The organism is Pseudomonas sp. FP2254 (assembly GCF_030687695.1).
In the GTDB taxonomy this organism is placed as follows: Bacteria; Pseudomonadota; Gammaproteobacteria; order Pseudomonadales; family Pseudomonadaceae; genus Aquipseudomonas; species Aquipseudomonas quebecensis.
Genome location: NZ_CP117444.1, coordinates 4,216,643 through 4,230,795, shown reverse-complemented (window position 1 = coordinate 4,230,795; position 14,153 = coordinate 4,216,643). Strand labels below are relative to the sequence as shown.

The following is a 14,153-nucleotide window of genomic DNA, read 5'->3' as shown; positions in this document are numbered from 1 at the left end:
TGATAAACACTTTTGGCGGTTTTTGTAACAATCGCCGAATCAGGTTTTTTCCATCTGCGCGCAAAGCCGCGCAGGCAGCGGGCCAGAGCGGCGTAAGGGCATAGCAGGGCAATTTGTAGGGTCTTGTTACTACCATCGTCGAATGGTTCTATAGGCTCACCCCGGCTACAACAGGGGCCATACAAAAACAACTATTGTCACCGAGGTAAGAAAGATGAGTGCGGCTTCCCTGTACCCCGTTCGCCCCGAAGTAGCAGCCAACACGCTGACCGACGAGGCGACCTACAAGGCCATGTACCAGCAGTCGGTGGTCAACCCCGATGGTTTCTGGCGCGAGCAAGCCAAGCGTCTCGACTGGATCAAGCCTTTCACCACGGTGAAGCAGACGTCGTTCGACGATCACCACGTCGACATCAAGTGGTTTGCCGATGGCACCCTGAACGTTTCCTACAACTGCCTGGACCGTCACCTCGCCGAGCGCGGCGACCAGGCGGCGATCATCTGGGAGGGCGATGACCCTGCCGAAAGCCGCACCATCACCTACCGCGAGCTGCACGAAGAAGTCTGCAAGTTCGCCAACGCCCTGCGTGGCCAGGACGTGCACCGTGGTGACGTGGTGACTATCTATATGCCGATGATTCCCGAGGCCGTGGTCGCCATGCTGGCGTGCGCGCGTATCGGTGCAATTCATTCGGTGGTATTCGGTGGTTTTTCGCCGGAGGCCCTGGCCGGTCGTATTATCGACTGTAAGTCGAAAGTGGTGATCACCGCCGACGAAGGTATCCGCGCCGGTAAGAAAATTCCGCTCAAGGCTAATGTCGACGATGCCCTGACCAACCCGGAAACCAGCAGCATCCAGAAGGTCATCGTGTGCAAGCGCACCAATGGCCAGATCAAGTGGAACCAGCATCGCGACATCTGGTACGAAGACCTGATGAAAGTGGCGGGCACCGTGTGTGCGCCCAAAGAGATGGGCGCCGAAGAAGCGCTGTTCATCCTCTACACCTCCGGTTCCACCGGCAAGCCTAAAGGCGTGCAGCACACCACCGGCGGTTACCTGTTGTACGCGGCCCTGACCCATGAGCGCGTGTTCGACTACCGCCCGGGCGAAATCTACTGGTGCACCGCCGACGTCGGCTGGGTCACCGGCCACACCTATATCGTTTACGGCCCGCTGGCCAATGGCGCGACCACGCTGTTGTTCGAAGGCGTGCCGAACTACCCGGACATCACCCGGGTGGCCAAGATCGTCGACAAGCACAAGGTCAATATCCTCTACACCGCACCGACCGCGATCCGCGCGATGATGGCCTCGGGCACCGCCGCCTGCGAAGGCGCCGACGGCAGCAGCCTGCGCCTGCTCGGTTCGGTGGGCGAGCCGATCAACCCGGAAGCCTGGGACTGGTACTACAAGAACGTCGGCCAGTCCCGTTGCCCGATTGTCGACACCTGGTGGCAGACCGAAACCGGCGGCAACATGATGAGCCCGCTGCCCGGCGCCCACGCGCTCAAGCCGGGCTCGGCGGCGCGGCCGTTCTTTGGTGTGGTGCCGGCGTTGGTGGATAACCTCGGCAACCTGATCGAAGGCGCCGCCGAAGGCAACCTGGTGATCCTCGATTCGTGGCCGGGCCAGGCGCGTACGCTGTACGGCGACCATGACCGTTTCGTCGACACCTACTTCAAGACCTTCCGTGGCATGTACTTCACCGGTGACGGTGCGCGTCGTGACGAGGATGGCTACTACTGGATCACCGGGCGCGTGGATGACGTGTTGAACGTGTCCGGCCACCGCATGGGCACCGCCGAGATCGAAAGCGCCATGGTCGCGCACCCTAAAGTCGCCGAAGCGGCGGTGGTGGGTGTGCCGCACGACATCAAGGGCCAGGGCATTTATGTCTACGTCACCTTGAATGGTGGCGAAGAACCGACCGAAGCGCTGCGCTTGGAGCTGAAAAACTGGGTGCGCAAAGAGATCGGGCCGATTGCTTCGCCGGACGTGATCCAGTGGGCGCCGGGCCTGCCGAAGACGCGTTCGGGCAAGATCATGCGTCGTATCCTGCGCAAGATCGCCACGGCCGAATATGACGGGCTGGGGGATATCTCCACCCTGGCCGACCCGGGTGTGGTGGCGCATTTGATTGAAACGCACAAGACCATGAACGTCGCGTAAGGCGGGGTAGGTGGCAAACAGCCCCATTCGGCGTAGGCCGAGTGGGGCTTTTTTGTCGTTGCTTAAAAACGGTGGACATCCAAGTAGAGCGGGCGCGGAGCGTCCTGGGTTGCATTCCCACGCGGAGCGTGGGAACGATCAAGGTAGAAACCAATAAATATCGGTTTTTCCCGTAGGAGGTTTCTGGATGTTACCGAGCGGTGCAAATGTGTAACCTCCTGCCCAGGCATGAGGCAAAGCGCTACGTTCATGCCGCGAAAAACCGCGTTTTAGACACCCCTTGAAATAAGATTAAACGCCAGACTTGCCGTGCTAGAAGGGTTTGCGAATAATAGGCCCGCAATTTGCAGCATCAACAGGTTTAATATCTTTTGTCTCTGCATAAATTTCAGAGGCTGTCAATGAGCTGGAACCGCTTTCTCGGTGCTTCTGTAAATTGTTGTCGCATTGAGGAAATATCGGCTTCCGGCCTGTCGTTAGAATGCCGATCACTCGCTCGTCGTCGCAGGTAGCCACCGGCGCAGGACGCAGCACCGCTATTCGGTTTTACTCAATCGCATCGTGGGCCCTGGCTCATACTGCTGTTTCTGCCCTATACCGATGGAGTCCCAAGATGAAGAAACTCGTGCTGTTGGGCGCCCTGGCGCTGTCCGTGCTGTCCATGCAGGCTTTCGCTGAAGGCAAGCCGCTGAAAATTGGTATCGAAGCAGCCTACCCTCCGTTCGCATCGAAAGCGCCGGATGGCAGCATCGTCGGTTTCGACTACGACATCGGCAACGCCCTGTGCAAGCAGATGGACGTTAAATGCACCTGGGTCGAGCAGGAATTCGACGGTCTGATCCCCGCGCTGAAAGTGCGCAAGATCGATGCGATCCTGTCGTCCATGTCCATCACCGACGACCGCAAGAAGTCCGTCGACTTCACCAACCGCTACTACCTGACCCCGGCGCGCCTGGTGTTGAAGGAAGGCACGACCGTCAGCGACAGCCTGGATGAGTTGAAAGGCAAGAAGATCGGTGTGCAGCGCGGTTCGATCCATGATCGTTTCGCCAAGGAAGTGCTGGCCCCTAAAGGCGCCACCGTGGTTCCTTACGGCACCCAGAACGAAATCTACCTGGACGTGGCCGCCGGTCGTCTGGACGGCACCGTGGCTGACGCCACCCTGCTGCAGGACGGTTTCCTGAAGACCGACGCCGGCAAAGGCTTCGCGTTTGAAGGCCCGGCATTTACCGACGTGAAATACTTCGGCGACGGCGTAGGCATCGCGGTACGCAAAGGCGACAAGGAAAACCTGGACCGCATCAACGCTGCGATCGCTGCCATCCGTGCCAACGGCGAGTACAAGAAAATCCAGGACAAGTACTTCGACTTCGATATCTACGGCGCCGACGCCAAGTAAATCGTCGCGGCTGTCTGTCCAGAATGGCGCAAGCAACAGAATTCCTGCGGTTTGCGCCATTTTTTCATCTCCCCTTTTCGAGGACCTGAATCATGTTGAAAGGCTACGGGGCCGTCATCCTCGATGGCGCATGGTTGACGCTTCAGCTCGCCTTGTCGTCCATGGCCTTGGCCATTGTTCTGGGTCTGATCGGGGTCGCGTTGCGCCTGTCGCCGGTGCGCTGGTTGGCCTGGCTGGGTGACTTGTACTCCACGGTGATCCGCGGGATCCCCGACCTGGTGCTGATCCTGCTGATTTTCTACGGCGGTCAGGACCTGCTCAATCGCGTCGCGCCGCTGCTGGGCTTTGACGACTATATCGACTTGAACCCCTTGGCCGCCGGCATCGGCACCCTGGGTTTCATCTTTGGCGCCTACCTGTCGGAAACCTTCCGCGGCGCCTTCATGGCCATCCCCAAGGGCCAGGCCGAAGCCGGCCTTGCGTATGGCATGAGCAGCTTCCAGGTGTTTTTCCGGGTGATGGTGCCGCAGATGATCCGCCTGGCGATCCCCGGCTTCACCAATAACTGGCTGGTACTGACCAAGGCCACCGCGCTGATCTCGGTAGTGGGCCTGCAAGACATGATGTTCAAGGCCAAGCAGGCGGCCGACGCCACCCGCGAGCCTTTCACCTTCTTCCTCGCAGTGGCGGCGATGTACCTGGTGATCACCAGCGTGTCGTTGCTGGCCTTGCGTTACCTTGAAAAGCGCTACTCGGTAGGCGTAAGGGCGGCTGATCTATGATCTTCGACTACAACGTCATCTGGGAGGCCATGCCGCTGTACCTCGGCGGCCTGGCGACCACCCTGAAACTGCTGGCGATCTCGCTGTTCTTCGGCCTGCTCGTGGCGGTGCCCCTGGGCTTGATGCGGGTGTCCAAACAGCCGCTGGTCAACGGCGCGGCCTGGCTCTACACCTACGTGATCCGCGGCACGCCGATGCTGGTGCAGCTGTTTCTGATCTACTACGGCCTGGCGCAATTCGAAGCGGTGCGCGAGAGCTTCCTGTGGCCGTGGCTGTCCAGCGCGACGTTCTGCGCGTGCCTGGCCTTTGCGATCAACACCAGCGCCTACACCGCCGAAATCATTGCCGGTAGCCTCAGGGCCACTCCGAACGGCGAGATCGAAGCGGCCAAGGCCATGGGCATGTCGCGCTACAAGCTGTACCGCCGCATCCTGCTGCCGTCGGCCCTGCGCCGCGCGCTGCCGCAGTACAGCAACGAAGTGATCATGATGCTGCAGACCACCAGCCTGGCCTCCATCGTCACGTTGATCGACATCACCGGCGCGGCCCGTACCGTCAACGCGCAGTATTACCTGCCGTTCGAAGCGTATATCACCGCCGGCGTGTTCTACCTGTGCCTGACCTTCATCCTGGTGCGCCTGTTCAAGTTGGCCGAGCGCCGCTGGCTGAGCTACCTGGCTCCACGGAAGCACTGATATGGAACGTATCGACCACCTGTTGCCCTGGGGCCACCTGGGCTGCGAGCGCCAGCTGAGTGTGTTCCGTTTCGGCAGCGGCGAGCGCAAGGCGTATATCCAGGCCAGCCTGCACGCCGATGAGCTGCCCGGCATGCGCGCCGCCTGGGAGCTGAAAAAGCGTCTGATCGAACTGGAACGGCAAGGCGCCCTCAACGGCGTGATCGAGCTGGTGCCGGTGGCCAACCCGATGGGCCTTGGGCAGCTGCTGCAAGGCAGCCACCAGGGCCGTTTCGAAGTGGGCAGCGGCAAGAATTTCAACCGCGACTTCGTTGAATTGAGCGAGCCAGTGGCCGAGCTGCTCTCCGGCAAGCTGGAGGATGACCCTCACGCCAATGTGCGCCTGATTCGCCAGGCGATGAGCCAGGCGTTGGACGCACTGCCCGAGCCGAGCAGCCAGTTGCAAGGCATGCAGCGCGTATTGCTCAAGCATGCGTGCACCGCCGATATCGTGCTCGACCTGCACTGCGACGCCGAAGCCGCGCTGCACATGTACGCGTTGCCCCAGCACTGGCCGCAGTGGCGTTCGCTCTCGGCGCACCTGAATGTGAAGGTCGGCCTGCTCGCAGAAGACTCCGGCGGCAGTTCGTTCGATGAAGCCTGTTCGCTGCCGTGGTTGCGCTTGTCGCGGGCATTCCCCGAGGCGCAGATCCCGTTGGCGTGCCTGGCGACGACGCTGGAGCTGGGCGGTCAGGCCGACACCGGTCGCGACGAAGCGATCTTCCATGCCGAAGGCATCCTCGCCTTCCTCGCCGAGCAGGGCCTGATCAAAGGCGAGTGGCCGGCGCCGCAACACGAACCGTGCGAAGGCGTGCCGTTCGAAGGCACCGAGTTGCTGTTCGCGCCCCACGCCGGGGTGATCAGTTACCTGCGCAAGGCCGGGGACTGGGTCGACAAAGGCGAACCGATTTTTGAAGTGATTGATCCCCTGACCGACCGCGTGAGCATTATCTGCGCGGGCACCTCGGGGGTGCTGTTTGCCGTTGAACGGCTACGTTATGCCCAAGCGGGTTTCTGGCTGGCCAAGGTGGCGGGGCGCGAAGCGCTGCGACACGGGCGCTTGCTCAACGACTGACCACCTGTTTTTGTGAGAACCGACCGCATGTACAAGCTTGAAGTCCAAGACCTGCATAAACGCTATGGCAGTCATGAAGTGCTCAAAGGCGTGTCCCTGGCCGCCGCCGCCGGTGATGTGATCAGCATCATCGGTTCCAGCGGTTCGGGCAAAAGTACCTTTTTGCGCTGCATCAACCTGCTGGAGCAACCTCACGCCGGCAAGATCCTGCTCAATAACGAAGAGCTGAAGCTGGTGGCCAACAAGGACGGCGCCATGAAGGCGGCCGATCCCAAGCAACTGCAACGCATGCGTTCGCGCCTGTCCATGGTGTTCCAGCATTTCAACCTGTGGTCGCACATGACCGCGTTGGAAAACGTGATGGAAGCACCGGTGCATGTGCTGGGCATGTCGAAAAAAGACGCCCGTGAAAAGGCCGAGCACTACCTGGCCAAAGTCGGCGTGGGCCATCGCAAGGATGCGTTCCCCGGCCATATGTCCGGCGGCGAGCAGCAGCGCGTGGCGATTGCCCGTGCCCTGGCGATGGAACCGGAGGTGATGCTGTTCGACGAACCCACCTCGGCCCTCGACCCTGAGCTGGTGGGCGAAGTGCTCAAGGTGATGCAGGACCTGGCCCTGGAAGGCCGCACCATGGTGGTGGTGACCCACGAAATGGGCTTTGCTCGTGAAGTGTCCAACCAGTTGGTGTTTTTGCACAAAGGCATCGTCGAAGAACGCGGCAACCCGCGTGAAGTGCTGGTGAATCCACAATCGGAGCGGTTGCAGCAGTTCCTGTCCGGCAGCTTGAAGTAGCCACTCCGTGTGAGCGCTGCTTTATGTGGGAGGGGGCAAGCCCCCGCCCACATTGGATATTCATCGTTTTTGAGATTTGTGTTCATTTACGGGCTAGCATTGGCCCACGGCTTCTTTCACTGTTTTTGCTTCGGATAGCCTTCCATGACCGCCCACAAAATTGGTTTCCTGATCTGGCCCAGCACAAAAGCACTCACGCTTGCGCTGGCTGAGGAGGCCTTGCGCGTGGCCCAGCGGGTGCATCCGGAAGTGGTCTACGAGCTGTCGTTTCTGCTCGCCGAACCTGCCGCCGAAGGTGCCTGGCAACTGCCGGGCGAGCCGTGGGCCGGCAAGCTCGAAGGCTTCCAGAAACTGTTCCTGCTGGCCGACGAGCCGCCCACCGTCATCGCCTCTCAACTGAGCAGCGCGCTCAAGCAATTGGTGCGCGCCGGGTGTGTGATCGGCGGGTTGTCGGCCGGCGTCTATCCGTTGGCCCAGCTCGGTCTGCTCGACGGCTACCGTGCCGCCGTGCACTGGCGCTGGCAGGACGACTTTGCCGAGCGCTTCCCCAAGGTCATCGCCACCAGCCATCTGTTCGATTGGGACCGCGACCGCCTGACCGCCTGCGGCGGCATGTCGGTGCTCGACCTGCTGCTGGCGGTGCTGGCCCGTGACCACGGCGCCGAACTGGCCGGCGCGGTGTCCGAAGAGCTGGTGGTCGAGCGCATCCGCGAAGGCGGCGAGCGCCAGCGTATCCCGCTGCAAAACCGCCTGGGCTCCAGCCATCCGAAGCTGACCCAGGCAGTGCTGCTGATGGAAGCCAACATCGAAGAGCCGCTGACCACCGACGAAATCGCCCAGCACGTGTGCGTGTCGCGACGACAACTGGAACGCATCTTCAAGCAATACCTCAATCGCGTCCCCAGCCAGTACTACCTGGAACTGCGCCTGAACAAGGCGCGCCAGATGCTCATGCAAACCAGCAAGTCGATCATCCAGATCGGCCTGTCCTGCGGCTTCTCTTCGGGGCCGCACTTCTCCAGCGCCTACCGCAATTTCTTCGGCGCCACCCCCCGTGAAGACCGCAACCAGCGCCGCAGCAGCAGCCCATTCGAGTTGTCGTCGGTGCCGGCCGAGCGCGGCTGACGGGTTACTCCTCCACGGGCTCCGGCGGTGTCGGCGGCGCCAGAGGGGCGCCTGCATCATCGTGGGCCGCATCCGCGACTCCCAGGTCATTGCCGGTCTGCAAGAAATAGGTTCTTAAACGCTCGATGCTGGCAGGCGAAAACGAGTTCCCACTGAAGTCAGACTCTTCATCGAAGGGCAGTTGCCGTTCGAGGATGTCGGCGGGCACCTCTACGATGGCGTTGTCGCTGACGTCCAATGTGGTCAGGTGATGCAGGCCAAATACGCCACTGGGAAACTCGGTGAGCCCGACGTCCTGCATATACAGCGACTGCAGGTTGGACAGCTGGCTCACGTCAATCGGCAGGCCCAGTGGGTTCTCGCTCAGGTCCAGGTACTCCAGTTGCGTCATCGCCGCCAGCGCGCCGGCGGTTTCCTCAGTCAGGATAATCCGGCATTCCTGAAGGCTCAGGGAGGTCAGGCTGGGTATGTCGAATATCGAGGAAGGCAGCTTGCTCAGGGCGTAACGGAACACCGACAGGCTTTTGAGTTGGGGGAAGCCTGCGAGCAACCCGTCGATGTCGGTGGTGATGTCGCCCGTGCTCAGGTCCAGTCGAGAGATGTGTTCGAAACGCGCGTTCAACCTCGGTAGTGCGCCACGCAGCGGTGTCTCAAACGTCAGCTCGTGAGTGGGTGGCTCGCCGCCATTGAGTTCATCCAACGGACTCTCGCGGCGCCAGCCCTGTTCCAGCAACTCTTTGAACATCAGGCGGTTGATCTGCTCCTGGGCCTGGAGCTGCTCATCCATCCGGGCGCCTTGCGTGGGCTCGGGTGCCGGGACATCCAGTGCCCACGTCTGCAAATCTGCGCAGAGCTGGCGGTACTCGGCTTCCAGGCTGTCGAGTGCTCGAGGTACGGCGTCCATATCGCCTGGCAGGTTGAACACAAAACGGTTGGCCTCCGCCGAAGAGAATGTTGGGTAAAGCACTGATACCCGCGCGCGCTCGTTGGCTGGCGCATCGGCTTGCAGATGCTCGCCCTGGGCCTGGCTGTAGGTTTTGATGTGCTGCAATGCCTGGCGCGACAGCGGGTTGCCCGATAGGTTGAAGGCTCTGGTGGCCGACGCAGGCAGTGCGAACAAATCCTCGGGCAACTGGCTGATCCGGTTGTGGCTCAGGTTGATTTCACGGCGTCCCGTGGGCACCAGCAGGCTGGCGGGGAGCTCGGTCATGCCGGTGTTTTGCAGCGATAGCCTGAACAACCTGGGCAGACGTTCGAAATCGGGTAGGTGGGTGAGCGGGTTGTGACTGAGGTCCAGGTGCTCAAGGTAGTACAGGCCGATAAGGCCTTGTTCCTCGCCGGCCGACAGGCGCACGCCGCAGCGTGGCAGCTGCAGCGAGACCAGGTAGGGCAGCTCGAAGACCGTGGGTGGAATGGCACCGAGCAAGGCGTTTTCCACCCGCAGGCTGGTCAGTTGAGGAAACGCGTTAAGGAACTGCGCCACTTGCAGTGGGCTGGCGTTACCTTGCAGCTCAAGCGATGAAACCTCGCGCAAAAGCACGCCCAGCGCCGGCAGGTCACCGGCAAGCGGCGAGGGAACACGCAGTGCGTAGGTCGGTACGATGCTGGTACTGCGCTCGTCCAACGCCGACTCCTTGCGCCAGCAGGCTTCAAGCAATGCCTTGAAGGTCTGGCGCGTCTGGATGTCCTGCGGACGTGGCGCTTGCGTGGCCCATTGGGTCAATTCTGTCTGCAGGGCTGTGTACTCCTGCTCAAGGCGTGTCAGTTCTATTCGCCCCATTTCCAAAGTGCCGTGCAGGCCAAAGATAAAACTGCGCACTTCACTGTCATTGAAGGACGGATAAAGCGCTTTAACCCGGGCGACGTCCAAGGCGTGTGGCGTGGCTTCCCAGTGGCTGCCGGTGCGTTGGAAGTAGATTTTCACCTGTTCCAGGGTCGTCGGGGTGAACGGGTTGTTCGCCAGGTCGAAGTGTTCGCTGACAGCCGCCGGCAAGGTGAACAGCTCGGCGGGCAACGCGCTGATGCGGTTGTTCGACAGGATCGCGGCTTCCAGTCGCGGGCGATTCGCCAGGCCTGGCGGTACTTCGGTGATACCTGTGTGGTTGAGGTCCAGAAAGCTCAGCTGCGGCATGTTCGTCACATCGGGCGTGATGCCCAACGGGTTGTTGTAGAGATCCAGGCTTCTGAGGCGCGTCATGGCCGACAGCGTTTGCGCGCTCCGGGCATTCAAGGTGATCGAACAGTTGCTCAGAATCAGTTCATTGAGGTGCGGCATGCCCGGTGTGGCGGCGGGAAGTGCGTTCAGCGGCATGTCGCGCACCGCCAGCAGGCGCAGGTTTGGAAACAGCGCCAGGAAGGCGTCGAGGTGCGCGACCGGGCGCTCGCTGCCTTGCAGTTCCAGGAGTGTCACGTGAGGCAAGCGTGCGGTCAGTTGTGGCAGCTCGCCTTCGATGGGGGCGCTGAGCAGCAGGCGCAGGCCGTTGCGGGTGATCGGCTCATAGTAGTCGTCGACCGTGGTTTCGTGGCGCCAGGCGCGCCGGATTTCATCGGCCCAAAGGCGGCGATTGCGCCTTGCATACGTGTAATCCTGATGCCTCAGGCGTTCTCCGGTGGTGGACCGCTGAGGTGTATTGCTTTCCCAGATATCCAGGTCATTGTCCAGTTGCGCGTATTCGACTCTCAGTGCCGCCACCGCGCTCGAGGGTCCACCGGGTAGGCGCTGCAGGGTGATGACCAGCGCATTGATGCGTTCTTGAGAGAGGCGGGGATAGAGCTGTTGCAACTGCGCCTGGATGCTTGGCACGGTGCCGGGCTGGTGCGCGGGTGCCGCTCGATAACCCTCCATGCCGCCGAGCAGGCGCATGGTACTGGGGTCATGGCTGGGCTTGAGAATGGGATCGGCCGCCAGTAACGGGCTGAGTTGGCGGTGTTCCAGTGCGTGTTCGGCCATTGCCTGCCTGAGCTGCGGGCCTTGGCCGATGTGCAGGCCCAGTGCGTCGCGTTGGGTGTCGGGCAGGGCCTGCAGGACGGCGGTGTACAGGTCGGTGACCCCGAACAGCTCATCGGTGAGCGTGGTCGGTGTATAGCCTCCGGTTTCGTGGCGGATCAAGGTTCGGTGGATAGGGGCGCTGGCGCTGCCAATGCTGTCGCGCAGCGGGCCGCTGGCACTGTAGTCCCTGACCTCGATACGCACGTCACTCGACCAACCCGGCAGGCGCTGCAATGAATGCAGGGCCAGGCGGTGGGTGTCCAGCGAAGCCAGCGACTCCCGATACAGCCCTTCATAGGCGCGAGCCACGCGTACCTGATGCAAGGCGGCGCGTGCCCGCTGTTGAAGGGATTGCGGAATATTGCCCTGGTTCAGCTCACGCAGTTCGCTGGTGCTGGCGTGATGCAGCAGCGCTTCGGCGGCGCTCAGAGGCAGGCCGCGCTCTGCGTTGATAAGACTTTGCAACCCAGCGTCGGTGGTGTGTTCCAGGCTGTGGTAGCGCGACTCGAACAGCGCCGCATGTTTGTCCTGGGCCAGGTCGGCCAATCGAGCCCTGAGGGTCCCGGCTCGTGCCTCCAGGGAGATCGGCGGCAAGCCGAACTCTTCCTCCAGCAACTGTTTACGTTCAGGTTCGTCCAGTGCCTGCAGCAGGGTTTTCAACAGGTCGCCGTTCGTTAACTGTTCCTCGGGTATCTGCACCACGGCGGCATCCGGGTTGCCGACGACTTCCCAGGCAACGGTGCCGTGGCGGTCGAGAAAACGCAGGGTTTTGGTCTTGGGCCACAGGCCGTAACGGGTCAGCAGGAACAGCTGGGTCTGGGCATCGGCGTGACTATATACGGCCGGATCGTCGCTGCGCAGTTGAGCGGCGAAGGTGTGCAGGTCGTGGTCGATCTTGAAGCGCCTGAGGCTGTCGGCCAAGAGTGCCGGCGGCGGCTGCCGGTTCAGGTAGTGCGCGCGCAGCGCATCGTCATCGACCCCGCTGATGTGGCGAACCTGCTCCAGTTGGGCATCGCTCAGGGCATCGACCTGATGGCCGAGCCGGCGCAACAGGGTCGGGCGGTCCCACGCCAGCGGGTAGTCCAGTTCGGTGACCCAGGCACCGCGGTCATTGGTGTACAGGCGCGGACGGTAGGCATCGGGGCGTGAAGGATGTTGCAGGCGATAGTGCCCGGTTACAGGGTCCGTCGCTACGGCGTAGTGCTGGCCGGCCAGGGGCAGGACGTCTTTGCCGGCGTGGCGATACAGGCCCTTGGCATCGGGCATGGCGTCGGCGGGCAGCGACAGGTCGTGGGCATAGGGTGCCAGGTCCGCATTCCACAGCCTGGAGGAGCCATCCTTGCGCATGACCGGTGTGAGCGTGTCAAAAAATGCCCACACGTGCGCGGGCAGCGCCTGGCGCAGCAAACTTTCGGCGATGGGCAGGCCGGTGGCGAACAGGCCCAGTTGCACCAGTTGTTCAAGCACCGACATCAGGTGTTCGAAGGCTTGGTCCTTGACGCCTTCGGCCCAGTCGACAATGCCCTCGAAGGTCTCATCGAGCAATTGGTAGGCGGTGTAGCCGAGCATCAACAGCCCCAGTGGCGGCACGAAAGGCGCGGCGATGAAGGCGACGACCTGCAGCAAGGCCGAACTGATCTTACCCAGCAGGTCCCAACGCCGCCAGCGCGCCTGCTGGTCGACGCTGGCGGTAGCGATCGCCATGCTCCGCGCATCGTTGAGCAGCTTATTCAAGTGGCTGTGGTAGAGGTGCTCGAACAGGTCTTCGCCGAAAGGGGTGGAGACCGCTTGCAGGTCAGGAGCGGCTGTCGGTGTTTCGCGCCAGCTGGGGCGTGCGTCCCCCTGGGTGTGTGGATGCCAGGTGACTTCGCTGAGGCGCGTGTCCAGCAGGGTGAAAAAACGGCCCTGTTCCTCATGGCCGACAAAATGGCTGAAAAAGCGCTGGTACTTGGGATGGCGCAGTTTGATCGTCAGTTCCTGCATGAAGTGGGCGGTAGAGGGGTAGTACTTGAGCGGGTGTTCCGGGTCGCCGGGAATGTAGGCCACTACGGGCACCACGGTTTGACTGCGTTCAAGGTCTGCGGCAAACAGCACGATGCCGGTGAGCGGGGTGGACAGCAGGCTCAAGTCGTGACGCAGCAGCGAAGTGCAGTCCTGGCCATTGAACAGGCGCGCGAGGGGATCAACACTGGCTTGCGGGATGTCGCCCTTCATCCGTGCCATCTGCAAGGCGACCTTCAAGGCCGACTGGTGGCTTTGCCTGAGCTTGAGCTGCAGGGCCGCCTTGGCCGCCGCATCCTGCACCCCCAGGTACTGCTCGAGGTAGGCGCTGTACTGGCGGCCGATATCCAGCTCGCGGCATAGCTGGGTGAAGGCGGGTACGCTGATGCGGGTGGCGACGCCGGGCAGGCTTTCGAAATGGCCATCGGCACCGGGGCGGGTGATGAAGGTGGACGCTTCTTCGTACGCGCCTTCTCGGGTTTCCGATTCTTCGAAGTTGTGCAACGCCGCTTCCAGCAGCGACACCGTCCAGGTACGCGCGGCACCGGACTTGACCTTGAGCCAGGGAATGGTGGCGGGGATATAGAGCCGAAGGTAGGTGCTGTGCACATCACGCTCGACACCGAAGCGCTGCTTGAGGGCTTGTTGCAGAATCGGTGCGCCGAAGTCTTGGGGGGATTTGAGGCTGGTCATCACCCGGTCCACTTGGTTTTGCGCGGCCCACGCTTCGCCGATCAGCGGCTTGAGCGCGTCATGTTGCTCGGCGGTGGCATTCGCGTGCCAGGGCTCGATGCCCGGGGTGACAGCCTTGAGGGCTGCCCGGCGAGCATCGGACGCGTTGCCCAGCCAGGCGGGAATGGCCTTCGCCAGTAGGTCGTGGTGAAGGTCGCGATAGGTGGGAAGTAAATCGAGCGGGGCGGTTGGGTCGGGTTGCACGGGCATCGGCTGGCGCCTTCATGTGGTAAATGAAGGCCTAGCAAGCCAGAGGGTGACATAGGGGCGGTGTTAGATAGTTGCGCGGCTTGTCCGGATTAAAACAATCCGCCTTGGCCTGCCTCTGCGGCTTTACACGGTTTAAACTGCGCC

At 61.9% G+C, this 14,153-nt stretch carries 8 protein-coding genes; 7 read left to right on the top strand and 1 reads right to left on the bottom strand.

What is annotated here, in order from left to right:
• Positions 1-214: 214 nt before the first annotated feature.
• The 7 genes from acs to argR all read left to right on the top strand — a co-directional run bounded on the left by acs (position 215) and on the right by argR (position 8,077).
• On the top strand, positions 215-2,170 hold the full coding sequence (acs, locus tag PSH94_RS19415; RefSeq protein ID WP_181081213.1) for an acetate--CoA ligase: 1,956 nt from the start codon (positions 215-217) through the stop codon (positions 2,168-2,170).
• Between the two features lie 613 nt (positions 2,171-2,783).
• Positions 2,784-3,569: an ABC transporter substrate-binding protein gene (locus PSH94_RS19410; RefSeq protein ID WP_181081212.1), complete on the top strand. Its 786-nt coding sequence runs from the start codon at positions 2,784-2,786 to the stop codon at positions 3,567-3,569.
• Positions 3,570-3,661: 92 nt separating this feature from the next.
• On the top strand, positions 3,662-4,351 hold the full coding sequence (locus PSH94_RS19405; protein WP_003193627.1) for an ABC transporter permease: 690 nt from the start codon (positions 3,662-3,664) through the stop codon (positions 4,349-4,351).
• Positions 4,348-5,046, top strand: a complete 699-nt coding sequence (locus PSH94_RS19400) for an ABC transporter permease (protein WP_181081211.1) — start codon at positions 4,348-4,350, stop codon at positions 5,044-5,046. The genes PSH94_RS19405 and PSH94_RS19400 overlap by 4 nt, the downstream gene beginning before the upstream one ends.
• 1 nt (position 5,047) lies before the next feature.
• Positions 5,048-6,160, top strand: coding sequence for a succinylglutamate desuccinylase/aspartoacylase family protein (locus PSH94_RS19395; RefSeq protein WP_305435581.1), 1,113 nt, complete (start codon positions 5,048-5,050; stop codon positions 6,158-6,160).
• A 27-nt stretch (positions 6,161-6,187) separates the two neighbouring features.
• Positions 6,188-6,952, top strand: coding sequence for an ABC transporter ATP-binding protein (locus tag PSH94_RS19390; RefSeq protein ID WP_124368064.1), 765 nt, complete (start codon positions 6,188-6,190; stop codon positions 6,950-6,952).
• Between the two features lie 144 nt (positions 6,953-7,096).
• Positions 7,097-8,077 (top strand): transcriptional regulator ArgR, encoded by a 981-nt coding sequence (gene argR / locus PSH94_RS19385; protein ID WP_181081209.1) that lies wholly within the window; start codon positions 7,097-7,099, stop codon positions 8,075-8,077.
• Positions 8,078-8,081: 4 nt separating this feature from the next.
• On the opposite strand, the gene PSH94_RS19380 is transcribed toward argR, so the two are convergent.
• On the bottom strand, positions 8,082-14,009 hold the full coding sequence (locus tag PSH94_RS19380; RefSeq protein WP_305435580.1) for a dermonecrotic toxin domain-containing protein: 5,928 nt from the start codon (positions 14,007-14,009) through the stop codon (positions 8,082-8,084).
• Positions 14,010-14,153 lie beyond the last annotated feature (144 nt).

What these genes read in the sequence shown, in the direction of transcription:
- PSH94_RS19395 (WP_305435581.1), top strand. Translation starts at nt 5,048, where the DNA reads ATGGAACGTATCGACCACCTGTTGCCCTGGGGCCACCTGGGCTGCGAG.
- PSH94_RS19390 (WP_124368064.1), top strand. Translation starts at nt 6,188, where the DNA reads ATGTACAAGCTTGAAGTCCAAGACCTGCATAAACGCTATGGCAGTCAT.
- PSH94_RS19400 (WP_181081211.1), top strand. Translation starts at nt 4,348, where the DNA reads ATGATCTTCGACTACAACGTCATCTGGGAGGCCATGCCGCTGTACCTC.
- acs (WP_181081213.1), top strand. Translation starts at nt 215, where the DNA reads ATGAGTGCGGCTTCCCTGTACCCCGTTCGCCCCGAAGTAGCAGCCAAC.
- PSH94_RS19410 (WP_181081212.1), top strand. Translation starts at nt 2,784, where the DNA reads ATGAAGAAACTCGTGCTGTTGGGCGCCCTGGCGCTGTCCGTGCTGTCC.
- PSH94_RS19405 (WP_003193627.1), top strand. Translation starts at nt 3,662, where the DNA reads ATGTTGAAAGGCTACGGGGCCGTCATCCTCGATGGCGCATGGTTGACG.
- argR (WP_181081209.1), top strand. Translation starts at nt 7,097, where the DNA reads ATGACCGCCCACAAAATTGGTTTCCTGATCTGGCCCAGCACAAAAGCA.
- PSH94_RS19380 (WP_305435580.1), bottom strand. Translation starts at nt 14,009, where the DNA reads ATGCCCGTGCAACCCGACCCAACCGCCCCGCTCGATTTACTTCCCACC.